Source organism: Rhodanobacter humi, assembly GCF_041107455.1.
In the GTDB taxonomy this organism is placed as follows: domain Bacteria; phylum Pseudomonadota; class Gammaproteobacteria; order Xanthomonadales; family Rhodanobacteraceae; genus Rhodanobacter_A.
In genome coordinates this window covers 3,905,296-3,927,990 of record NZ_JBGBPY010000001.1, presented here as the reverse complement: position 1 = coordinate 3,927,990, position 22,695 = coordinate 3,905,296, and the positions used below count along the sequence as shown (strand labels likewise).

The 22,695-nt window shown below is 66.3% G+C and carries 21 protein-coding genes and 1 pseudogene; 8 read left to right on the top strand and 14 right to left on the bottom strand.

Translation table 11 applies throughout. The features are described from left to right. Window position 1 precedes the first annotated feature (1 nt). Entirely contained in the window at window positions 2-1,168 is a 1,167-nt protein-coding gene (locus tag AB7878_RS17455) for an efflux RND transporter periplasmic adaptor subunit (RefSeq protein ID WP_369495572.1), read from the top strand. After that, window positions 1,165-4,299, top strand: coding sequence for an efflux RND transporter permease subunit (locus AB7878_RS17450; protein ID WP_369495571.1), 3,135 nt, complete (start codon window positions 1,165-1,167; stop codon window positions 4,297-4,299). The genes AB7878_RS17455 and AB7878_RS17450 overlap by 4 nt, the downstream gene beginning before the upstream one ends. Before the next feature lie 89 nt (window positions 4,300-4,388). Here AB7878_RS17450 and tadA read toward each other — a convergent pair whose 3' ends face one another. Continuing rightward, window positions 4,389-4,865, bottom strand: coding sequence for a tRNA adenosine(34) deaminase TadA (gene tadA / locus AB7878_RS17445; RefSeq protein WP_369495570.1), 477 nt, complete (start codon window positions 4,863-4,865; stop codon window positions 4,389-4,391). 382 nt (window positions 4,866-5,247) lie between these two features. Here tadA and AB7878_RS17440 point away from each other — a divergent pair, with 382 nt between their 5' ends. The 4 genes from AB7878_RS17440 (at window position 5,248) to AB7878_RS17425 (ending at window position 7,761) form a co-directional block, all read left to right on the top strand. Beyond that, window positions 5,248-6,168: a restriction endonuclease gene (locus AB7878_RS17440; RefSeq protein ID WP_369495569.1), complete on the top strand. Its 921-nt coding sequence runs from the start codon at window positions 5,248-5,250 to the stop codon at window positions 6,166-6,168. Between the two features lie 72 nt (window positions 6,169-6,240). Next, window positions 6,241-6,786 (top strand): superinfection exclusion B family protein, encoded by a 546-nt coding sequence (locus AB7878_RS17435; RefSeq protein ID WP_369495568.1) that lies wholly within the window; start codon window positions 6,241-6,243, stop codon window positions 6,784-6,786. 107 nt (window positions 6,787-6,893) lie between these two features. After that, window positions 6,894-7,241: a hypothetical protein gene (locus AB7878_RS17430; RefSeq protein ID WP_369495567.1), complete on the top strand. Its 348-nt coding sequence runs from the start codon at window positions 6,894-6,896 to the stop codon at window positions 7,239-7,241. Window positions 7,242-7,365: 124 nt separating this feature from the next. After that, window positions 7,366-7,761 (top strand): hypothetical protein, encoded by a 396-nt coding sequence (locus tag AB7878_RS17425; RefSeq protein ID WP_369495566.1) that lies wholly within the window; start codon window positions 7,366-7,368, stop codon window positions 7,759-7,761. Window positions 7,762-7,798: 37 nt separating this feature from the next. Here AB7878_RS17425 and AB7878_RS17420 read toward each other — a convergent pair whose 3' ends face one another. From AB7878_RS17420 to folD, 5 genes and pseudogenes are all read right to left on the bottom strand, one after another. Continuing rightward, window positions 7,799-8,107, bottom strand: coding sequence for a hypothetical protein (locus AB7878_RS17420; protein WP_369495565.1), 309 nt, complete (start codon window positions 8,105-8,107; stop codon window positions 7,799-7,801). A gap of 262 nt (window positions 8,108-8,369) precedes the next feature. Then, a pseudogene (locus AB7878_RS17415) lies at window positions 8,370-8,606 on the bottom strand (Arm DNA-binding domain-containing protein); the annotation flags it as partial. Window positions 8,607-8,892: 286 nt separating this feature from the next. Further along, a complete protein-coding gene (guaA, locus tag AB7878_RS17410) occupies window positions 8,893-10,473 on the bottom strand; it encodes a glutamine-hydrolyzing GMP synthase (protein ID WP_369495564.1) in 1,581 nt (526 codons plus the stop codon). Between the two features lie 168 nt (window positions 10,474-10,641). After that, window positions 10,642-12,105 (bottom strand): IMP dehydrogenase, encoded by a 1,464-nt coding sequence (gene guaB / locus AB7878_RS17405; RefSeq protein WP_369495794.1) that lies wholly within the window; start codon window positions 12,103-12,105, stop codon window positions 10,642-10,644. 82 nt (window positions 12,106-12,187) lie between these two features. Then, on the bottom strand, window positions 12,188-13,045 hold the full coding sequence (gene folD, locus AB7878_RS17400; RefSeq protein ID WP_369495563.1) for a bifunctional methylenetetrahydrofolate dehydrogenase/methenyltetrahydrofolate cyclohydrolase FolD: 858 nt from the start codon (window positions 13,043-13,045) through the stop codon (window positions 12,188-12,190). Between the two features lie 65 nt (window positions 13,046-13,110). Here folD and AB7878_RS17395 point away from each other — a divergent pair, with 65 nt between their 5' ends. After that, a complete protein-coding gene (locus tag AB7878_RS17395) occupies window positions 13,111-13,713 on the top strand; it encodes a GNAT family N-acetyltransferase (RefSeq protein ID WP_369495562.1) in 603 nt (200 codons plus the stop codon). Here the strand turns inward: AB7878_RS17395 and moeB are convergent. From moeB to ndk, 8 genes are all read right to left on the bottom strand, one after another. Beyond that, window positions 13,674-14,843, bottom strand: a complete 1,170-nt coding sequence (moeB, locus tag AB7878_RS17390) for a molybdopterin-synthase adenylyltransferase MoeB (protein WP_369495561.1) — start codon at window positions 14,841-14,843, stop codon at window positions 13,674-13,676. The two genes, AB7878_RS17395 and moeB, sit on opposite strands and share 40 nt — an antisense overlap. An 88-nt stretch (window positions 14,844-14,931) precedes the next feature. After that, entirely contained in the window at window positions 14,932-16,332 is a 1,401-nt protein-coding gene (der, locus tag AB7878_RS17385) for a ribosome biogenesis GTPase Der (RefSeq protein ID WP_369495560.1), read from the bottom strand. Window positions 16,333-16,353: 21 nt separating this feature from the next. Further along, window positions 16,354-17,568, bottom strand: a complete 1,215-nt coding sequence (bamB, locus tag AB7878_RS17380) for an outer membrane protein assembly factor BamB (RefSeq protein ID WP_369495559.1) — start codon at window positions 17,566-17,568, stop codon at window positions 16,354-16,356. Beyond that, window positions 17,565-18,215 (bottom strand): YfgM family protein, encoded by a 651-nt coding sequence (locus AB7878_RS17375; RefSeq protein WP_369495558.1) that lies wholly within the window; start codon window positions 18,213-18,215, stop codon window positions 17,565-17,567. The genes bamB and AB7878_RS17375 overlap by 4 nt, the downstream gene beginning before the upstream one ends. A 159-nt stretch (window positions 18,216-18,374) precedes the next feature. Further along, entirely contained in the window at window positions 18,375-19,400 is a 1,026-nt protein-coding gene (locus AB7878_RS17370; protein ID WP_369495557.1) for a helix-turn-helix domain-containing protein, read from the bottom strand. Continuing rightward, window positions 19,397-20,209, bottom strand: a complete 813-nt coding sequence (pilW, locus tag AB7878_RS17365) for a type IV pilus biogenesis/stability protein PilW (RefSeq protein ID WP_369495556.1) — start codon at window positions 20,207-20,209, stop codon at window positions 19,397-19,399. The genes AB7878_RS17370 and pilW overlap by 4 nt, the downstream gene beginning before the upstream one ends. Further along, entirely contained in the window at window positions 20,199-21,350 is a 1,152-nt protein-coding gene (rlmN, locus tag AB7878_RS17360; protein ID WP_369495555.1) for a dual-specificity RNA methyltransferase RlmN, read from the bottom strand. The genes pilW and rlmN overlap by 11 nt, the downstream gene beginning before the upstream one ends. Window positions 21,351-21,356: 6 nt before the next feature. After that, the gene (gene ndk, locus AB7878_RS17355; protein ID WP_369495554.1) at window positions 21,357-21,782 is read right to left on the bottom strand and encodes a nucleoside-diphosphate kinase; all 426 of its coding nucleotides are present in this window, start codon (window positions 21,780-21,782) and stop codon (window positions 21,357-21,359) included. Between the two features lie 174 nt (window positions 21,783-21,956). Between ndk and AB7878_RS17350 the strand changes: the two genes are divergently transcribed. Further along, the gene (locus tag AB7878_RS17350) at window positions 21,957-22,628 is read left to right on the top strand and encodes a TetR/AcrR family transcriptional regulator (RefSeq protein ID WP_439653814.1); all 672 of its coding nucleotides are present in this window, start codon (window positions 21,957-21,959) and stop codon (window positions 22,626-22,628) included. Window positions 22,629-22,695: the final 67 nt, after the last annotated feature.

Below are 22,695 nucleotides of genomic sequence, written 5' to 3'. Positions count from 1 at the left end.
GATGAACAAGCCGGCCCCACCCTTCCCCGTTTCCCTTCGCCGCGGCGCTGCGCTCGCGGTCCTGCTCGCCACGCTCGCGCTCGCCGCCTGCTCGTCCGGCACGGGCGCGTCGGAAGCCGCGGCCACCACACCGCACAACGTGACGCTGACGAAGGAGCAGCAGCAGAGCATCCGGCTCTATACGGTCGAGCCGTCCACGTTCCATCGCGTGGTCGACACCACCGGCACCGTGGACTACGACCAGAACCGTTCCACCGCGGTGCTGGCGCCGTTCTCCGGCCCGGTGACCAAGGTGCTGGTGAGCCTGGGCGAGTCGGTGAAGCAGGGCCAGCCGCTGGCCACGGTGGCCTCGCCCGATTTCGCCACCGCGCTGGACGGTTACCGCAAGGCGCTGGCCGCCGCGCGTGCTGCCGCCAAGGTGGCCGCCACCGACAGCGACCTCTACGCCCATCACGCAATCTCGCAACGCGAGAACGCGCAGGCGCAGTCCGACGCGGTCGGCACGCAGTCCGACAGCGATGCCGCACGACAGGCGCTGCTGGCGCTGCACGTCGATCCGCAGCTGGTGAAGGCCATCGAACAGGGCCGTCCGGTGGCGAACGTGCAGGCGGTGATCCGTGCGCCGGTGGCGGGCACCGTGGTGCAGCGTACGATCGCGCCCGGCCAGTTGCTGCAAGCGGGCAGCACGGCCTGCTTCACCGTGGCGGATCTCTCACAGGTGTGGGTGATGGCGCAGGTGTTCGACAGCGATCTCGCCACGGTGAAACCCGGCGACGCCGCCGAGGTGACGATTGCCGGCACCGACAAGATCCTGCCCGGCAAGGTCGCCAACGTCTCGCCGGAAGTCGATCCCGACACGCGCTCGGTGGCCGCGCGCGTGGTGGTGGACAACCCCGGCGACCTGCTGAAGAAACAGATGTACGTGCGCGTGCGCATCCAGTCGGCTGCGCAAGCCAACGGCCTGCTGGTGCCGGTGGCGGCGATCCTGCGCGACGACGAGAACCTGCCCTTCGTCTACGTGCAGGAGGCGGACGGCAGCTACGCGCGCCGCCCGGTGACGCTGGGCGCACGCACGGGCGATCGCAGCCTGGTCGCGGACGGCCTCAAGGCTGGCGACAAGGTGGTGACCGCGGGCGGCATCTTCGTGCGTTTCATCCAGACCCAATGAACCAGACCCCATTGAACGAGTCGACGCCGCCACCCGGCGCGCGTCCGGCCTCCCTCATCAACCGCATCGTGGCGTTCGCGCTGGAGCAGCGCCTGCTGATCGTGCTGCTCACCGCGCTCGTGGTCGGTGCCGGCATCTGGGCGCTGAAGCGCCTGCCGATGGATGCCTACCCCGATCTCTCGCCGCCGATGGTGGAGATCATCACGCAGTGGCCGGGGCATTCCGCCGAGGAAGTGGAGCGGCTGATCACGGTGCCGGTCGAGCTGGGCATGAACGGCATCCCGAAACTTTCGGTGAAGCGCTCGATCTCGCTGTACGGCCTCTCCGACGTCACCCTCACCTTCAACGACGGCACCGACAACTACTGGGCGCGCCAGCGCGTGTTCAACCGGCTGGGCGGCATCACCCTGCCCACTGGCGTCGCGCCCTCGATGTCGCCGCTGTCTTCGCCGTCGGGGCTGATCTACCGCTACGTGCTCGAGAGCACCGATCGCTCGCCGATGGAGCTGAAGACGCTGGAGGACTGGGTGATCGCGCCGCAGTACCGCTCGGTGCCCGGCGTGGCCGACGACTCCGCGTTCGGCGGCGGCAACATGCAGTATCAGGTGCAGCTCGACCCCGCGAAGATCGCCGCGCAAGGCCTGTCGGTAAGCCAGGTGGAAGCGGCGATCGCGGCGAACAACGGCAATGCCGGCGGCGGCTTCTACACCCAGGGCGGCCAGTTCTTCTACGTGCGCGGGCTGGGCCGCATCCAGACGCTGGAGGACATCGGCAACATCGTGCTGGCCGTGCACAACGGCACGCCGGTGCTGGTGAAGGATGTGGGCAAGGTCGACACCGGCATCGCACCGCGCCTCGGCGAATTCGGCTACATGGGCCAGGACGACGCGGTGGAAGGCGTGATCCTGATGCTCACCGGGCAGAAGACCCAGGACGTGCTGCAGCGCGTGGAGGCGAAGACCCGCGAGTTGAACGAGCACGTGCTGCCGCCGGACGTGAAGATCCACCCGTTCTACGACCTCAGCGACCTGATCGCCGAGACCACCCACGTCGTGCAGCGCAACCTGCTGCTCGGCATGCTGCTGGTGGTGGCGGTGCTGATCTTCTTCCTCTACGACATCCGCGCCGGCCTGATCGTGGCGGTGACGATACCGCTGGCGCTGCTGTTCGCCTTCGTCTGCATCCAGCTGCAGGGCGCTTCGGCCAACCTGCTCTCCATCGGCGCGGTGGATTTCGGCATCCTGGTGGACGGCGCGATCTTCATGGTGGAGAACATCTTCCGCGAACTGGCCAGGCGCCAGGGCACCGGGTACGACATCCGCGAAGTGATCCGCACCGCGGCATCGGAGGTGGATCGTCCGCTGGTGTATGCGATGGCGGTGATCGTGGCGAGCTTCCTGCCGATCTACGTGCTGACCGGGCCGTCCGGCACGCTGTTCAAGCCGATGGCCGACACCATGATCTTCGCCCTGGTGGGCTCGCTGCTGGTCACGCTCACTTTGCTGCCGGTGCTGTGTGCGCTGTTCATGCGCAAGGGCGTGCGCGAACGGCGCAACGCGATCTTCGAGAAGCTGCAGGCGTTCTACACGCGAGCGCTGGCGCGCTGCATGGCGAACCGCTGGCGCACCGCGGCCGTGCCGGCGGTGCTGCTCCTGCTTTCGATGCTGCTGGTGCCGCGCATCGGCGCCGAGTTCATGCCGCACCTGGACGAGGGCGCGCTGTGGGTGCGCGCCACCATGCCCTACACCATCTCGTTCAAGGAGTCGGCCGAGATCACCCCGAAGATCCGCGCCATCCTGCGCTCCTTCCCGGTGGTGACCACGGTGACCTCGGAGCTGGGCCGACCCGACGACGGCACCGACTCCACCGGCTTCTTCAACGTGGAGTTCTTCGTGGGCCTCAAGCCTTATGCCGAATGGGGCGGCCAGTACAAGGACAAGCAGGCGCTGATCGCCGCGATCAACAAGAAGCTGCAGGTCTTCCCCGGCATCGACTTCAACTACACCCAGCCGGCCGAGGATGCGGTGGACGAGGCCGAGACGGGCCTCAAGAGTTCGCTGGCGGTGAAGGTCTACGGCTCCGACCTCAAGACGCTGCAGGACAAGGGCAAGGCGATCAAGGAAGCCATGCAGCAGGTGCCCGGCATCGCCGATGTCACCCTGGTGCACGAGCTGGGCCAGCCCAACCTCGCGATCACCATCGACCGCGCCGCCATCGCGCGCTACGGACTCAACGTGGCCGACGTCAACAACGTGATCGAGGCGGCGGTCGGCGGCGACGTGGCGACCCAGGTCGTGCAGGGCGAGAAACAGTTCGACCTGGTGGTGCGGCTGCAGCAGCAGTACCGCGACAACCCGCAGGCGATCGGCGACATCCCGGTGCTGACGCCGGGCGGCCAGCAGGTGCCGCTGAAGGAACTGGCCGGGATCAAGGTCGAGAACGGCGCCTCCTTCATCTACCGCGAGGACAACTCGCGCTACATCGGCGTGCAGTTCTCGGTGTCCGGACGCGACCTGGCCAGCACCGTGGGCGAGGCGATCCGGCAGGTGGCGCAGAAGGTGAAGCTGCCGCAGGGCTACCGGCTGGACTGGGGCGGCGAGTACAAGGAATACACCGCCTCGCGCGCGCAGATGGGCGTGATCCTGCCGCTCACCGTGCTGGTGATCTTCGGCCTGTTGTTCGTGCTGTACGGCAACTTCAAGTTTCCGTTCATCACCGTGCTGGGCGTGCTGCTCACCTCGCCGGTCGGCGCCATCCTCGCGCTGTGGCTCACCGACACGCCGTTTTCGGTGTCCTCCGGCATCGGCTTCATCGTGCTGTTCGGCGTCTCGGTGCTGACCTCGGTGGTCTACATCTCCTGCGTCAACGAGTTGCGGCTTGGCGGCATGGCGCTGGAGAAGGCCATCCACGAGGCGGCGATCCTGCGCCTGCGGCCGATCACGATGACCGCGCTGGTCGCCGCGATCGGCCTGCTGCCCGCGGCGCTGGCCACCGGCGTGGGCACCGATTCGCAGCGACCGTTCGCGCTGGTGATCGTCGCAGGCATGATTTCGCGACTGGTGATCGGCGTGCTCCTGATGCCCGTGCTCTACGGCCTGGTGGCGCGCGAGGGTGATCGCCTGCAGGTGTGAAGGTGTGAAGCCGTTTTGCTCGTCATCCCAGCGAGGCGCTTTTCAACAGCCAACCTGATTAGCGACAAAGCTCAGCTGATCCTCCACCGTTAGCGCCGGGCGCGGAAGAAATCGCGCAGCATGACCGACGATTCTTCGGCCAGCAGGCCGCCCTGCACTTGCAGGCGATGGTTGTGGCGCGGGTCGATCAAGGTGTCGAACATGCTGCCGGCGGCGCCCGTCTTGGGGTCGGTCGCCGCGTACACCACGCGGCCGATGCGGGCGTGGATCAGCGCCATCGCACACATCGCGCAAGGCTCCAGCGTCACGTACAAGGTGGCGCCCACCACCCGATGATTCGTGAGTTTTTCTCCCGCCGCGCGCAACGCCATCACCTCGGCGTGCGCGGTGGGATCGTGCAAGGTGATGTTGCGGTTCCAGCCCAGCCCCACGATCTCGCCGTGCAGCACCAGCACCGCGCCGACCGGTACCTCGTTCTCGGCGTCGCGGGCATGCGCGGCCAGCTGCAGGGCGCGGCGCATGTGGGCTTCGTCTTCGGGGGTGAAAGGCGGCGTGGCTTCGATCATTTCATCATGGGTCGGGCACGTAGGTCGGGCTTCAGCCCGACGAGGCGGTGCGGTCGGGATGAATCCCGAGCTACTCCCATTCGATGTCAACCCGTAGAGCGGGTGCAACCGCAAAACACCTGAAAATTAAGTGTTTCTGCGCTGCCTGGGCGTGAGCTTTTGTCATCCGCCTACTGTACCCGATACCGGCAATTTTCGGGACTGGCTGGCCGAATCGTTGATGGTGAAACGAGACCCCTCGAAGACGATTCAACCGAAACCGTGACATCGGGGGAAGTCTGACGGTATTTTTCCGTAGCCTCCCTGCTCGCCTGACGGTATCCGCGGGGAGTTAACGGTACCGAGAGCAGCCAAGTCGTCTATCGCTGGGGGAGCGGACGCCATGGATTTCCGAGAGGCGCAGGCGGTCGAGGACCTGGCCGACATCCTCTACAACTTCCTGCCCGGCAGCGGCAACAACCACACAGCATTTCCTCTCGCAGCCCAGCAAGCCGATGTTGCGGCTTTCTGGACGGGTGGCAGCAAGCGTCCCGCCATCGTGCAACTGCTGACGCGAACCCTGGGCCAGCGGCGCTCCCAGTTCTGCCCCCTGATTCTCGTGATCGTGCGCCAGTCAACGACTTGGCGACGGAACAAACAGGAGCCGCTTACCCGCGCCGAGATTGACCGGCTCAACGCCACCCTCCCTCGCCTATCGTTCAAGATCCCAGAGCTGCTCGACGCTGGTTTCCTGGCCTCACTGACAGGCGCTCCCGAAGCTGCCACACAGGCGGCGCACCCTGCCGGCTCGCATACCCTGTCCGAGGCCGCCAGCAAGGAGCTAGAAGATCGGCTCATGACAACGTCCAAACTGCCGGCTCAGGAGCGCGGACTTGATTTTGAAAAGTTCTTGACCGGGCTGTTTGCCGCCTACAATCTCGCGCCGCGCGGAGCTTTCCTGCTTCGAGGCGAGCAGATCGACGGCAGCTTCAAATTGCACAACGACGTGTATCTGGTGGAGGCGAAATGGATCAGCGGTCGCATTGGTGTCGCTGATCTACTGACGTTTTCGGGCAAGGTAGGCGGCAAGGCGGAGTGGGCCCGTGGCCTCTTTATCTCCGAATCCGGGTTCACACAGGAAGGGCTAGATGCGTTCGGGTCGGGCCGGCGAACCAACATCATCTGCATGGACGGCCTGGACCTCTACGAGATCGTGCACAATCGGCTCTCCCTGGTGCGAGTGCTTGAGGAGAAGCTGCGCCGTGCAGGTGAGACCAACAAAGCCTTCGTTTCCTGCCGCGATCTTGGCCTAGGCAGCACCTGACCGACGATGGGCGCGCATAGGATTGCGCGCGCAAAAAGAAGTGCAACAATGGAACCTCAGGGGGTGCTAAGCATGGACGTTTGGAAGGGGTTGATCGAATTCCTCAAACTGGCGCCGCGATACCTAGTAGCGATCGCGCTCGGAGCCGGGCTGCTTGTTTTCCTACCGGAAAGTACGCAGCGCACTCTCGGCTTAGATGGCGTTATCCATTCATATCGCGGATGGTTCGGCGTCACCCTCATCGCAAGCCTAAGCACGCTGAGTGTCTGGATTGCTCTGATCCCCATCAACGCGTTTCAGCAAGCGAGGCAGGAGAGAAAGCGACGGGCGCGCCTGCACGATCGCCTATACGACCTCACCGAGGGCGAAAAGCAAATACTCCGGTACTACCTCGCCAAGAACACCCGATCCAATCGCTTAAAGATCGACGACGGCACCGTAAACGGCTTAGTAATGAGTGGCGTTATTTATCGCGCTGCAAATCAGGGGAGCCTCCTTTCGGGATTCGACCATAACATCACGGACGAGGCTCTGATGTTCATCAGCGCTCATCCAGAAGTGCTCCAAGGGTCAACCAACACCTATCGGACAGACCGAAGCCATTTCGACGGCATCTAACCTAAGCACTGGCTCACAACCGAGCGGAAGTTTCCAAGCTCGCTGTCGATGACATAAAGCATCAAGTTCGATTTCTTGGCTCAATCACAAGGGAACGGAGGGGCAGAATGAGTTCAATTGATACCGGTGACGATGATTGGGGTGGCCCGCTCGTCGCTGATGAAGCCACCGACCCCGCAAAACCTCGTAAGGTAAAACGCTCGCAGACGGTCACCGCTGGTACGAGACCGAAGAAGGCGGCGAAGCGGACAGCGGCGAGGAAGCCGGCAGCAGCCAAGAAGGCGGCGGCCAAGAAGGCTGCAGCGAAGAAACGGGTAGCCAAGAAGCCTGCAGCGAAGAAGGTTGTGGCGAGGAAACCCGCAGCCAAGAAGGCGGCGGCCAAGAAGGCTGCAGCGAAGAAACGGGTAGCCAAGAAGGCTGTGGCTAAAAAGCCAGCAGCCAAGAAATCAGTGTAACGAGTAGCGGAATGATCAAGAGCAAATGGGACTGCGCTGCGCACTGCCGCAGCGCAGTCCTACGGAAACAAGCATCGAGGAATACACGTAGAATTGCCTATTGGGAGAAGCGAGAAAACTGATTATGGCGACTCTAAAGGAAGCAGGACAGCGACTCGACATCCTCAGCGCTCAAATTTCGGCGCAAGTGAGGATCAACTCCCTTGGCGTCCTCGCGGTGACGTGGCTGTTCTTATCTGGCGGCAAGGACTCACCAGCGCTACTAGGAAAAATTCCTAAGGGAGAGTTATTAGCAATCGCAGAGTTTGCGCTTTCCGCGCTACTCCTAGACATGATCCAATATTGCATTGCATATTTTCGAATTATGAGAAGGCGGAACGCTGCCATAAAAGCCGACTTGAACGAGATGAAATACCCTGATGATTGGCTTCGTGACATTTTCTTCTACGCAAAGCAGATACTTGCTGGCGCTAGCGCAATTTGGCTAATTTCTGCCTGCATAATAGCTTTGGTGAAGTAGCGCACCACTAATCTAATACCTCCAAAAATATTATGTATCAAAGGCGCCCCTGCCCCATCTCCCGGTCCATCTGCTCCAGCGGGTCATAGTCGCCCCCGCGCTTCTTGTCGCCCAGGCCCAGCAGCGTGCCGGACTTCGGCGTGTCGATCAGCGCGAGTAGCGCCGCGCTGGCGTAGTCCGGCGACCTGCCAATGCGCTTGATGACCTCGTCGCGGCTCTCGACCCGGATCAGGCCATTGCCCTGCAGCCGCCAGGTGAACGCGCACAGGTCCGCCAGCAGAACCGCCTCGCGTCGTGGTCGGCTTCCTGGTCGCTGAGCACGCGGACGACGTGCCTGCGCAGGCACAGCCAGAGCTGCGGTTGCGTTCTGCGCATGAAGCCCTGGGACATCAACCACAGCGCATAGGAAAGGTCGTTCTTGGCGATCCAGGAGACAGAAAGGCCTTTGCGCTTCCCGAACTGCACAACCAGATCACGGGGAACTTCGATTCCCGGCTGCGCTGGCCGACCTGTCGGCGTGAACTCGATGACGTTCACGACGCGGTGAGTGACAGCGTCGCGCCGTACTCCAGCGCCTGCAGGTCGGCGTCGCTGCGGTTCGGCGTGCCCGGCTCGTACCGGCCGATGGTCAGTGTCCAGCGCCCGGGCTTCGACGGATCGCTGTCCGCCACGCCGTGCCGGTAGTCGTAGCGGAAGGACTTGGCGCCCGTAGGCGAGACGACCACGTACAGGCCGGCGGCGTCGGTGACCTTGTAGGCCTTGTCCCGCGGCTTGAGCGCCTTGAGGGCGGTATCGGTGAGCGGCGCAGCTTTCTGGCGGGAGCGCGGGGCTTGCGCAGGCGGCATGCCGGCGACGGCGGGATCGTCAGGAACGGCGGCAAAGCTAGGTGCGGCGGGGCTTTCGAAGGTCATGGCGCGGTGTCCTTGATACCGTCGCCCGTACTGTCAGGCCCACCCTGACGGTATCGCGGACGGATTTTTAAGGCACCGAAAAACTACCGCCAGAAATACCGTCATTGCCCACTGTTCTTGGTTGAACGATGCGGATCGTCAAGGGACGATAACTCGATGTCCAACAAGGGAAAAGGCCGGTTCGTTGCTCGTCGTTGAACGGTGCGGACCGACCTTAGAATTATTCCCATTCGATGGTGGCCGGCGGTTTGCCGCTGATGTCGTAGACCACGCGGGAGACGCCGCGCAGCTCGTTGATGATGCGGTTGGACACCTTGCCCAAAAAATCGTAAGGCAGGTGCGCCCAATGCGCGGTCATGAAGTCGATGGTCTCCACCGCGCGCAGCGCGATCACCCACTCGTAGGCGCGCGCATCGCCCACCACGCCCACCGACTTCACCGGCAGGAACACGGCGAAGGCCTGGCTGGTCTGGTCGTAGAGATCCGCCTTGCGCAGCTCCTCGATGAAGATCGCGTCGGCGCGGGCCAGCAGTTCGGCGTACTCCGGCTTCACCTCGCCCAGGATGCGCACGCCCAGGCCGGGGCCGGGGAACGGATGGCGGTAGACCATGGCGCGCGGCAGGCCGAGCTCCACGCCGATGCGGCGCACCTCGTCCTTGAACAGCTCGCGCAGCGGCTCGACCAGCTTGAGCTTCATGTGCTCGGGCAGGCCGCCCACGTTGTGGTGGCTCTTGATGACGTGGGCCTTGCCGGTCTTGCTGCCAGCCGACTCGATTACGTCGGGATAGATCGTGCCCTGCGCCAGCCACTTCACCTGGCCGTGGCCGGCGGCGGTGACCTTGGCGGACTCTTCGTCGAAGATCTCCACGAACAGGCGGCCGATGATCTTGCGCTTGGCCTCCGGGTCGGCCACGCCTTCCAGCGCGCTGAAGTAGCGCTCGGCGGCGTTGACGCGAATGACCTTCACGCCCATGTGCTCGGCCATGGTGGCCATGACCTGGTCGCCTTCCTGCCAGCGCAGCAGGCCGGTGTCGACGAACACGCAGGTGAGCTGGTCGCCGATGGCCTTGTGCAGCAGCGCGGCGACCACCGAGGAATCCACGCCGCCGGAGAGGCCGAGCAGCACGTGGTCGCTGCCGACCTGCGTGCGCACGCGGGCGATCTGGTCCTCGATGATGTTCGCCGCCGTCCACAGGGTGGCGCAGCCGCAGATCTCGGTGACGAAGCGCTTGAGCAGCGCACTGCCCTGCTTCGTGTGCGTGACCTCGGGATGGAACTGCACGCCGTACCAGCGCTTGTCCACGTTCTCCATCACGGCGACGGGGATGCGGTCGGTGGCACCGGTGACGACGAAGCCCGGCGGCGCCTTGCTGACGTGGTCGCCATGACTCATCCACACGTCGAGCTTGTGCGCACCAGCGTGGTCGCTGAGGCCGTCGAACAGCCGGCTCTTCGCCACGATGTCGACTTCGGCATGGCCGAACTCGCGCTGGTCGGCGGCTTCCGTTGCACCACCCAGTTGCGCGGCCAGCGTCTGCATGCCGTAGCAGATGCCGAGGATCGGCAGGCCCGAATCAAAGACTTCCTGCGGCGCCTTCGGTGCACCCGGCAGCGTGGTCGACTCCGGGCCGCCGGACAGGATGATGCCCTTGGCGCCGAACGCCGCGATCTCGGCCGGCTCGTGGTCCCAGGCCCAGATCTCGCAATACACGCCCAGCTCGCGCACGCGCCGCGCGATCAGCTGCGTGTACTGCGCGCCGAAGTCGAGGATGAGGATCTTGTCGCTGTGGATGTTGTGCATCGGATCGAAACTCTCAGGGGCATCCGGAAACCACCCGGCCGTCATTCCCGCGAAAGCGGGAATCCGTCTTGCTTTTGCCGCAAAGCCAGCATGGATTCCCGCTTTCGCGGGAATGACGCCATGAAGACCCTCGCTGACGGACCGGCAGGTTCCCGGCCTCGCCTCGTTTCAGGAATTCAGCCGGTAATTCGGCGCTTCCTTGGTGATCTGGATGTCGTGCGGATGGGCTTCGGTGACGCCGGCGCCGGTGACCTTCACGAACTGCGCCTTCGCGCGCACGTCCTCGATCGTGGCCGCGCCCAGGTAGCCCATCGAGGCGCGCAGGCCGCCGATCAGCTGGTGGATGATGTTGCGCAGCGGGCCGCGGTACGGCACGCGACCCTCGATGCCTTCGGGCACCAGCTTGTCGGCGTCGGCTTCGTTGTCCTGGAAGTAGCGGTCCTTGGAGCCGAGCTGCATCGCGCCGATCGAGCCCATGCCGCGGTAGCTCTTGTAGGAGCGGCCCTGGAACAGTTCCACCTCGCCGGGACATTCCTCGGTGCCGGCGAACATCGAGCCCAGCATCACGGTGGACGCGCCGGCGGCCAGCGCCTTGGGGATGTCGCCGGAATAGCGGATGCCGCCATCGGCGATCAGCGGGATGGAATCCTTCAGCGCCGTGGCAACCATGTCGATCGCGGTGATCTGCGGCACGCCCACGCCGGCCACCACGCGGGTGGTGCAAATGGAACCGGGGCCCACGCCCACCTTCACCGCGTCGGCGCCGGCGTCGCGCAGCATCAGCGCGGCATCGCCGGTGACGATGTTGCCGGCCACCACCTGCACCTGCGGGAAGCTCTTCTTCACCCAGGCCACGCGGTCGATCACGCCCTGCGAATGGCCGTGCGCGGTGTCGACCACCAGCACGTCCACACCGGCCGCGACCAGCGCCTCGACGCGACGCTCGGTGTCGCCGCCCACGCCCACCGCCGCGCCGACCAGCAGCGCCTCGTTGGCGTCCTTCGCGGAATGGGGATTGTCGCGCGCCTTCTGGATGTCCTTCACGGTGATCAGGCCGCGCAACTGGAAGTCGCCGTTGACCACCAGCACCTTCTCGATGCGGTGCTTGTGCAGCAGTTGCAGCACCTCGTCCTGGCTGGCGCCTTCCTTCACCGTCACCAGCCGTTCCTGGCGGGTCATGATGTTGCGCACCGGATCCTCGGGCTTGCGCTCGAAGCGCATGTCGCGGCTGGTGACGATGCCCACCAGCTTCTCGCCCTCCACCACCGGCACGCCGGAGATGTTGTGCGCGCGGGTGAGCTTGAGCACGTCGCGGATCGAGGTGTCCGGCCCCACGGTGAACGGGCTGCGGATCACGCCGGCCTCGAACTTCTTCACCAGGCGCACTTCGGCGGCCTGCTGCTCGAGCGTCATGTTCTTGTGGATGATGCCGATGCCGCCCTGCTGCGCCATGGTGATGGCGAGGCGTGCTTCGGTCACGGTGTCCATCGCGGCGGACACGATGGGAATGTTCAGGCGCAGTCCGCGGGTGAACCGGGTGGAGGTATCCACGTCGCGCGGCAGCACGGTGGAATGGCCCGGAACGAGGTAGACGTCGTCGTAGGTGAGAGCCTCGGCGAGAATGCGCATGATATGCCCCGCGGCAAAGAGAGGATTATACGCGGCACTGCAGCATGCCGCCAGCGTGGAGGCTGAATCGGCTACTTCTGTTCGATTACTTCCGGTCGCGCGCTTCCGCGGCTTCCAGCGTGTTCTCCATCAGCGTGGCCACGGTCATCGGACCCACGCCGCCGGGCACCGGGGTGATCCAGCTGGCGCGCTCGGCGGCCGGCGCGAACTCCACGTCGCCCACCAGGCGGCCGTCGTCGAGCCGGTTGATGCCCACGTCGACCACCACCGCGCCGGGCTTGATCCATTCGCCCTGCACCAGGCCCGGCCGGCCCACCGCGACGATCACGATGTCGGCCTGGCGCACGTGGCCTTCCAGGTCGCGGGTGAACTTGTGGCAGCAGGTGGTGGTGCAGCCGGCGATCAGCAATTCCAGCGCCAGCGGCCGACCCACGTGATTGGATACACCGACGACCACCGCGTGCTGGCCGCGCACCGGACGATCGGTGTGGCCGAGCAGGGTCATCACGCCCTTGGGCGTGCACGGGCGCAGGCCGAAGCGGCGCAGCGCGAGGCGGCCCACGTTCACCGCCTGGAAGCCATCCACGTCCTTGCCGGTGTCGATGCGATCGACCAGCGCGTCCTCGTCGATATGTTCCGGCAGCGGCGACTGCACCAGGATGCCGTGGACGGTCGGATCGGCGTTGAGCTTGTCGATCAGCGCGAACAGTTCTTCCTGCGTCGTGCTGCTCGGCAGGTCGTAGTCGAAGGATCGGAAGCCGACCTGATGGCAGGCCTTGCGCTTGTTGCGCACATAGACCGAAGAGGCTGCGTCGTCGCCCACCAGCACCACGGCGAGGCCGGGCGCGGCATGGCCTTGCGCCTTGCGCTCGGCGACGCGTCGGCCAATCCGCTCCAGCAGTTCCTGCGCGATGCGTTTGCCGTCGAGGATGCGTGCGCTCATGTTGATACCGGGGCGAAGGACGCGACATTATCCAAGCTCCAACCGCAACGCACAAACGCCAAGCCATGGCCGAAGCAATGACCCACGTTACGCCTTCACTCGCCGACGGTCGCCTGGTGCTGCGGCCATGGCGCGACACGGATGTCGCCGAATTGCATGCCGCCGTGCAGGAATCGGTCGCCAGCGTGGGCCGCTGGCTGCCGTGGTGTCGCGCCGACTACGACCTGGACCGGGCCCGGGCGTGGACGCGGCATTGCCACGAAACCTGGCGGACCGGCACGCAATTCGCGTTCGCCGTGCGCGACGTTGCCAGCGACGAACTGCTGGGCGGCTGCGGGCTCAACCAGATCAATCCGCTGCATCGCAGTGCCAACCTCGGCTACTGGATACGTGCCTCGCGCCACGGCCAGGGCCTTGCCGCCGCGGCCACGCGGCTGGTGGCGCGTTTCGGTTTCGCCGAGCTGGGCCTGATCCGGATCGAGATCGTCACCCTGCCCGACAACCATGCCAGCCGGCGCGTGGCGGAGAAGTCGGGCGCCGTGTTCGAGGCGATGGCACGGCAGCGGTTGTGGGCCTGGGATCGCGCCCACGACGCCGCGGTATATGCGCTGATTCCCGCCGACCTCGCTCAGCCGGCGGCGGCACAGAACGCGGCGACGTCCTCGTAACCGCTGAAGTGCGCGGTCGCGCCGCAGCCCGGGCAGGCCGGGTCGCGCGGCAGGCGCGTCTCGCGGAAACGCATGCCCAGCGCGTCGAAGGACAGCAGCCGGCCGACCAGCGGCTCGCCCAGTCCGAGGATCAGCTTCAGTGCTTCGGTGGCCTGCAGCAGGCCCACGATGCCGGGCAGCACGCCGAGCACGCCGGCCTCGCTGCAGTTCGGCGCCTCGGCGGCCGAGGGCGGTTCGGGGAACAGGCAGCGGTAGCACGGCGAGTCGTCGCGGCGCGGGTCGAACACGCTCAGCTGCCCGGTGAAGCGCTCCACCGCGCCGTAGACCATCGGCAGCTTCAGCCGCTGCGTGGCAGCGGCCAGCAGGTACCGCGCGGGAAAATTGTCGGCACCGTCGATCACCAGGTCGTGGCCGTCGAGCAGGCGCTCCACGTTGTCGGCGCGCAGGCGCTCGTTGCGCAGCTCGATGTGCACGCGCGGGTTCAGCGCATTCAGCGCGATACGCGCCGACTCGGTCTTGGCCATGCCCACGCGCGCATCCGCGTGGATCACCTGGCGGTGCAGGTTGGAGCGTTCCACGCGGTCGTCGTCGATCAGGGTGAGCTGGCCGACGCCGGCCGCGGCCAGATACAGCGCCGCCGGCGCACCGAGGCCGCCGGCGCCGAGCAACACGATCTTCGTAGCCCCCAGCCTCGCCTGCCCCGCCTCGCCCACCTGCGGCAGGCGCAGCTGGCGCGCATAGCGTTCGGCGGCGTCCGCATCCAGCGCACCCGCGACGATCGGCAGGCCTTCGCTCTTCCAGCGCTCGAAACCGCCGGCCACGGAACGCACGTCGCGATAACCCAGCCGCTGCAAAGCCTCGGCCGCCAGCAGCGAACGCATGCCGCTGCCGCACAAGGCAAGAATCGGTCGCGCACGATCCGGTTCCGCCTGCTCGATGCGCAATTCCAGGAAACCGCGCGACAAGCCCAGCGCACCGGCCGGCATGCCGCTGGCGCGTTCGCCGTCCTCGCGCACGTCGATCAGCAGTGCGCCCTGCGCCTGGCGGCCCAGCGCCTCGGCGGGAGCGATTTCGGGAATGCGGCTGCGCAGCTCGGCGAGCCAAGTGTCGCGGTTGGTGGGCGTGGACATGGCGCAAGTCTAGCGCGATGCCTTCATGGGTCGGGCTTCGGCCCGACGGTGCGTGGTGTTGTCGGGCTGAAGCCCGACCTGCCCCAACCTACTTCCCGCGCTTCTTCATCTCGCGGATCATGCGCTGGCGCTTGCGCAGCTGGCCTTCGGTGAGCACGTTCTTCTTGCCGGCGTACGGGTTCTCGCCTTCGCGGAAAACGATGCGGACCGGCGTGCCTTCCAGCTTGTAGCGCTTGCGGAAGAAGTTTTCCAGGTAACGCTGATAGGCCGGCGCGATGTGCTTGGTGCGGCTGCCGTGGATCACGATGGTGGGCGGATTGTTGCCGCCGGGATGCGCGAAGCGCAGCTTCGGCGCATGCCCGCGCACCAACGGCGGCTGGTAGCTCTCGTAGGCTTTTTCCAGCGTCTTGGTCAGGTCGGAGGAACTCAGTTCCTTCGTCGCTGCGGCATGTGCACGCACCACCGCGCGCATCAGCTCGCGCAGGCCGGAACCGTGCAGCGCGGAGATGAACACGGTCTTCGCCCAGTCGACGAACTGCAGGCGGCGATCCAGCGCACGTTCGCACTGCTCGCGCTGGTAGGCGTCCAGGCCGTCCCACTTGTTCACCGCGATCACCAGCGCCCTGCCCTCGTCCATCGCGTGGCCGATCAGGGTGAGGTCCTGGTCGGCGAGGTTCTCGCGCGCGTCGATCATGATCACCACCACCTGGGCGGCGGCGATCGACTGCAGGGTCTTGATGACGCTGAACTTCTCCAGCGCCTCCTCGACCCGCGCCTTGCGCCGCACGCCGGCGGTGTCGATCAGGGTGTAGCGGCGGCCGTCGCGTTCCAGCGGCACGCGGATCGGGTCGCGGGTGGTGCCGGCCACGTCGGAGACGATGAGCCGGTCCTCGCCGAGCAGGCGGTTGATCAGGGTGGACTTGCCCGCGTTCGGCCGGCCCACGATGGCGACGCGGATGGAACCGTCCTCGCCCTCGGCCAGTTCCTCGTGCGCGTCTTCCGGCAGCACCGGCAGCAGCGCGGCGATCAGTTCCTCGGTGCCGCGGTTGTGCGCGGCGGACAGCGGCAGCGTGGTCGCAATGCCGAAGCGGGCGAATTCCGCCAGCGCGTCGTGCAGGTCCAGGCCATCGGTCTTGTTCACCGCCAGCAGCAGCGGCTTGCCGCTGCGGCGCAGCTCGTCGAGGATGTTGCGATCCTGCGGCAGCAGGCCGTCGCGCGCATCCACCACGAACACCAGCGCCTGCGCTTCCTCGATGGCCAGGCGCACCTGCTGCGCGGTGAGGCCTTCGAGGCCTTCGTCCACGCCGGAGAGGCCGCCGGTGTCGACCACCACGAACGGGCGCGCGACGGTGCGGCACACGCCGTAATGGCGATCGCGGGTGACGCCCGGCAGGTCGGCCACCAGGGCGTCGCGGCTGCGCGTCAGCGCGTTGAACAGGGTCGATTTACCGACGTTGGGGCGACCGACCAGGGCGACGACGGGCAGCATGAAGGGTCATGGTTCCCGGCGTCAGTGCGCGGCGAGACGGTAGGCGCCGATATGGCCCTTCACGTCCTCGACGTACACGGTGTCGCCCACCACCAGCGGTTGGGCCTGGATCGCCTTCTTCGACAGGCGCACGCGCGCGGCCAGCGCGCCGTCGCCAGCCTGCAGCCAGTGCACGTAGCCGTAGGCGTCGGCCACCACCACGTAGTTGCCCTGCACGGCGGGACCGGTGAGCCAGCGGTACTTCAGCTTGTCGTTCTTCCACATGTCGGCGCCGCCGCTGCGGTCGAACGCCCACGCCACGCCCTGGTCGTCCACGCCGTAGACGGCGTTGCCGCCCACGGCGAGCGCGGTGTAGGTGGAGAACGGATGCGACCACAGCGGGCGGCCGCTGGGACCGTCGATCGCGCTGAGGTTGCCGTGGTAGGCGGCACCGTACAGCGTGCTGCCATCGAGCAGGATCGCGCCGTCGGCGTCGTCGAGACGCTCGATGTCGGTGCGGCCCTCGCCGTTGGCGAGCTTCTGCTCCCACAGCTTCTCGCCGTTGTCCTGGCGCAGCGCGACCAGCTTGCCGTCGTCGGTGCCGATGAACACCACGCCGTTGGCGGCCAGCGGCACGCCGTTGCCGCGCAGGCTGAGCGACGGCACATTGCCCTGGTCGTAGGCCCAGCGGCGCTTGCCGGTGGCGGCGTCGAGGCCGTACACGCGACCGTCCTGGGTGCGCACGATCACCAGGTCGCCGCTGATCGCCGGCGCGGCGACCACTTCGGAAACCAGGTCGGCCTCCCAGCGCGGGCTGCCGTCCTTCGCGCCCATGGCGTAGACGTGGCCGTCGAGCGTGCCCACCGCAAGCAGATCGCCGGCCACGGCCGGGCCGCCGGCATACGCGGCATCGACGCCCTTCGCGTGGCCCAGGCCGAACCAGCCCTTGCTGCTGCGGGTGGTCTTTTCCCACAGCTTCTTGCCGCTGGCGGCGTCGAACGCGGCGATCTTGCCGTCGGTACTGTCGGCATACAGCACGCCGTCCACCACGGTCGGGCGCAGGCGCACGCCGCTGATGCCGGCGCCGTCACCGATGCGCGCGGTCCACACCTTGCTGACTTGCACCGTGGGGGTGAAATGCTTTTCCAGCGGAGTCGGCGGTTCGAGGTTCTTCTTCTTGAACGAGTTGCAGCCGGCCAGCAGGACCAGCGAACCCAGGGCGACCAGCCAAACGCTCTTCTTCACCACGACTTTCATGCACCCTGCTTTCCGGCCACGGCCAGATCGTCGATTTTCATCTGCAGGACGGCATGCTGCGGCGCGTCCTCACCCAATGCCGTCATCGCCGCCTGGTAAGCCTTGCGTGCGTCGTCGGCGCGTCCCAGCTTGACCAGCGCATCGCCACGGAGTTCCTGGTTCAGGCCCGCGTACTGGCCCGCCGGCATGGCTTCGAGCGTGGCCAGCGCGGCCTGGCCGTCGCCCTTGGCCAGCTGCACGCGCGCCATGCGCAGTTCCATCAGCGCCTTCAGCGCCGGGTCGGCGGCATGCGCCTCGGCCCACTGCAGCGAGGCGATCGCCTTGTCCAGCTGCTTGTCCTGCACCTGCTGCTTCGCGCGGTCGCTGACCGCGAACAGCGCGTACGGCGACTTCGCGTAGTCCTTCATCAGCTCGTCGACGAAGGCGGTCGCCGCCGTCGGCTTGCCGCTGGCCAGCGCCACCTGCGCCTGCTGGTACAAGGTGGCCGCCGCGGCCTCGTTGTTCGCCTGGTGCTTGCGCCACTGCTGCAGGCCGAAGATGCCGACCAGGCCGATCGCGATGCCGACGGCGATGGAGAGGCCGTTCTCGCGCAGCCATTTCTGGACACGTTCGCTTTGTTCGTAATCGTCGTATGCGTCAAATGCCATGCTTCACCGTTCGTGGGTACCGCGCGCGGCGCGCGCCGGCAGGCCGGAGGCGAGAAAAAAACGACTCGCCATCACCCTTCGCCCGTGCCGGGCGAAGAATGGGCAAGCATAACCGAAATGGATCGCACGCAGGCGCGGCGAGCGCCTGCGATGTCGCGATCAGAGGGCGGCCGCAGCGGCCTTGCCGTCCGCGATCTGCACGCGGAAATGCGCCACGTTGGCGCGGCGGAAACCGTCGAGCGTCACCGGCTGGCCATCGATGCTCACCTGCGCGCCGCTGACGTTGCCGATGCGCACGTCCAGCGGCTGGTCGCTGTGCCAGGTCTTGCTGGTGCCGGCGGGCAGCAGTCCGTATTCCATGCGCGTGCCGTCCTGCCCGGTCACCTCGACCCAACTGGCAGCCGACAGGCTCAGGCTGAGGCTGTGGGCGCCGCTGCCGGCATTGACGGTCGCGGCCGTGCTGATCGTGGGTGGCGTCGGCAAGGTGTCGTTGCCGCCGCCGAGATTCGGGAACGGCGCCATGGAGGCCATCAGCGGCTGATCCGACGCAGCCGGCGCCGAAGCCTGCGGCTGTGCCGGCGTGGCGGAGGCCGGCGCGGTGGACGCGACCGTCCTGGCCGCGCTCACGGCCGGCGTCGATGCGTCCTGCTGCGCCACCGGCGAGGCATCCAGCGGAGTGAGATGGCTGAGGTCGCGATCCAGCGTGCTGCGCACGCCGAACCAGATCGTCGGCACCGCGATCACCAGGGTCAGCACCACGTAGGTGGCGGCGGTGGCGTAGCGGTCGAGCAGGAAGCGCGAATGCGAAATGCCGCCGGTGGCCACCAGTGGCGGCTCGACCTGACGGATGCGCGCCTGTTCGGCCTCGATCTCGGCCGCGTCGATGCCCAGGTACTGCCCGTACTTGCCGATGTAGCTGGCCAGGTAGACCTTGGAATCGATGCCCTGGTGCTCGCCCTGCTCCAGCTTGCGCAGGATGCGCAGCGGCAGCTTCAGCGCATGCGCGCAGGTTTCCAGATCAGCGCCGCGCGCCTCGCGCGCCGCGCGCAGGCGGCTGCCGAACACGGCATCGTGGTGATCGAGCGCATGGCTGGCGGCGGGGGCTTCCATGACGTCCGGCCGATCGGCGAACAGATCGTGCGCGGCCGGATCCTGGCCGGGCTGGAAAGGCTGCTTCGTGGTCATTGACTGCTGGCGGTGGTTTTCAGGGCGCGAGCCTGCTCCGAGTCCGGGAACTGGCTCTGCAAACGCCTGAGATAGGTCTGGGCTGCGTCCGTATTGCCCAAGCGCGACTCGATATCGTAACCAAGCTTGAGAGCGGCCGCATTGGGTTGGCCCAGCGCATCGAAACGCTGGATGAAAGCCCGAGCACGAAACGCATCCCCCTGCCGGTAGAGTACTTCGGCGAGATGGAAAAGTGCATCGCCGTTGCCGGGATTTCGCGCGATTGCGTCACGAAAACTCGCTTCCGCGCCCGTCGTGTCGTTCGCCCGCAGCTGGCAGATGCCGGCGTTGGTGTACGCCACGTCGGGGGTGGCGTAGAACGGGTCGGCCACCGCCTTGCGGAAGTAGCCGATCGATTCCTGCACCTTGCCGGTACGGCACAGGAACTGGCCGAGATTGTTGTTCGGGGCGCCTTTGGTCGGCTCCAGCGCCACCGCCTTGCGGTAATGGGCCTCGGCCTCGGGCAGGTTGTTGATCTTCTCGTAGACCACCGCGATCACGGTGTGGGCCGGCGCGTAGTTCGGATCGAACTTCAGCGCCAGCTGCAACTTGGCCAGTGCGTCCTGCAGGTCGCCGTCGGCCATGTAGTGCTGGGCCAGCTCGGTGTGGATGCGGGCCGCATCCTGGCGTTGGTCGACCTTGCTGGTCGCCGGGATATTGGCGGTGCCCGACTGCCCGCTGCCGTTGTTGTCGCCGCCGCCATTCACCGTGACGCAGCCGGCCAGCGCCAGCGACAGCAGACCAACCCCCAGCAGCGGCTTACGACGCATGCGTCACCCCTTGCTCCACACGTTGGCGTATCCCGGCGCTGCGCCGGGTGCGGTCGTTCACCTGCCCGGCCAACTGGCCGCAGGCCGCGTCGATGTCGTCGCCGCGGGTACGGCGCAGCATGGTGAGGATGCCGGCATTGAGCAATTGGGTCTGGAACGCGCGGATGGTTTCGGCGTCCGAACGCTCGAAGCGCGTGCCGGGGAAGGGATTGAACGGAATCAGGTTGACCTTGCAGGTCGGCAGCCTGCGCATGAAGCGGATCAGCTGCTTCGCATGCTCGGGCTGGTCGTTCACGCCCTTCATCAAGGTGTATTCGAAGGTGATCGAGGTGCGCGGCTTGCGCGCGATCCAGCGCTGGCAGGCGGCGGTGAGCTCGGCCAGCGGATAGCGCTTGTTGAGCGGCACCAGTTCGGTGCGCAGCTCGTCGTTAGCCGCGTGCAGCGACACCGCCAGCGACACGTCGATCACGTCCGACAGCTTGTCGATCATCGGCACCATGCCGGCGGTGGACAGCGTGACGCGCTTGGAGGCGAGGCCGAAGCCCAGGTCGTCGCGCATCAGGCTCATCGCCTTGACCACGTTGTCGAAGTTCGCCAGCGGTTCGCCCATGCCCATCATCACCACGTTGGTGATGCGGCGGTTCTGGTGGGTGACGTTGCCGAGGTGCTTCGCCGCCACCCACATCTGGCCGATGATCTCGGCGGTGGCGAGGTTGCGGTTGAAGCCCTGCGCGCCGGTGGAACAGAACTGGCAGTTCAGCGCGCAGCCGATCTGCGAGGACACGCACAGCGTGCCGCGGGTGGGCTCGGGGATGTACACCGCCTCCACCGCGTTGCGGCCATCCATGCCCAGCAGCCACTTGTGCGTGCCGTCGGCGGCGGCCTTGTCCACCAAGGTCTTCGGCGGCCCGACGTGGCAGCTCGCTTCGAGCTTGGCGCGCAGCGCCTTGCCCACGTCGGTCATGTTCGCGAAGTCGGACTCGAGGTGGTGGTAGATCCACTTCATCACCTGCTCGGCGCGATACGGCTTCTCGCCGAGCTGCGCGAAGAAATCGCGCAGCCCCTGGCGATCGAAGTCGAGCAGGTTGACCCTGCCGGCGGTGCCGGGCTGGTCGGATGAAGTGGCAGGTACCTCGGTCACAACTATTTACCGGCTATGTACTTCAGTGGAAGCAAAGAAATAGGCGATCTCGACCTTCGCGGTCTCCGCGGCATCGGAACCGTGCACGGCATTCGCGTCGATCGAGTCGGCGAAGTCGGCGCGGATCGTGCCCGGCGCGGCGTCCTTCGGATTGGTGGCGCCCATCAGGTCGCGGTTCTTGAGGATCGCGCCCTCGCCTTCCAGCACCTGGATCATCACCGGGCCAGAGATCATGAACTCCACCAGCGCCTTGAAGAACGGACGCTCCTTGTGCACGGCGTAGAAACCCTCGGCCTCGGCGCGCGACAGCTGCTTCTGCCTCGCGGCGATCACCTTGAGGCCGGCCTTCTCGAAACGGGCGTAGATCTCGCCGATCACGTTCTTGGCGACGGCATCGGGCTTGATGATGGAAAGGGTGCGCTCCAGCGCCATGGGTGTGCTCCGGGAAAAGTCGATATGAAGAAAGGTCGGCATCGTGCCGCGAATCGGTCAAAACCGACTCGGAATGCGGGTTTAGCCCGCGAAGTTTGACAGATTCTACCTCATTCGCAAGTCGTCGACGGGCCGGCCGGCGCGTCGGTTTGACGGCAGCGAAGCCGCCCGCGTATGCTCAAACGATCGTTTGAACGACAAGCTTGGCCACGTGGGAAGACCCGATCCGTGAACCGCTCCGGCTCCACCAAGGAACGCATCCTCGCCGCCGCCGAGACCCTGTTCGCCCAGCGCGGCTTCGACGGCGCCTCGCTGCGCCAGCTGACCAGCGATGCCGGGGTCAACCTCGCCGCGGTCAACTACCACTTCGGCTCCAAGGAGAAACTGGTCGAACAGGTGTTCCGGCGCCGGCTGGACACACTGAACGCCCAGCGCTTGGCCGCGCTGGCCCGGGTGGCCGGCCAGCCCGAGACCCGGCTGGAGGACGTGCTCGACGCCTTCATCCGCCCTGCCCTCGAACTCTCGCACGAAGACAGCGGTTCGCTGTTCATGCGCGTGCTGGCGCGCGCCTTCGCCGAGCACGACGACAGCCTGCGCAAGTTCCTGTCCGAGAACTACGGCCACGTGATGCGCCAGTTCACCGCCGAATTCGCCCGCCTGCTGCCGCAGCTGAGCAAGGAGGAGCTGTACTGGCGCATCGATCTGGTCACCGGCGCGCTGACCCACGCGATGTCCGGCTTCGGCATGATCCAGCGCAAGAGCGATGTCAGCGAACGCACCCACCGCGAGCAGACCGTCGCCCACCTCACCCGTTTCGCCGCCGCCGGCCTGCGTGCCGGTGCGTGACCGCGCCCCTTTCACCGGCCGCTGACTGCCGGCCGCGTTCCATATCCCGCTTGCCTCACGTGTCCGC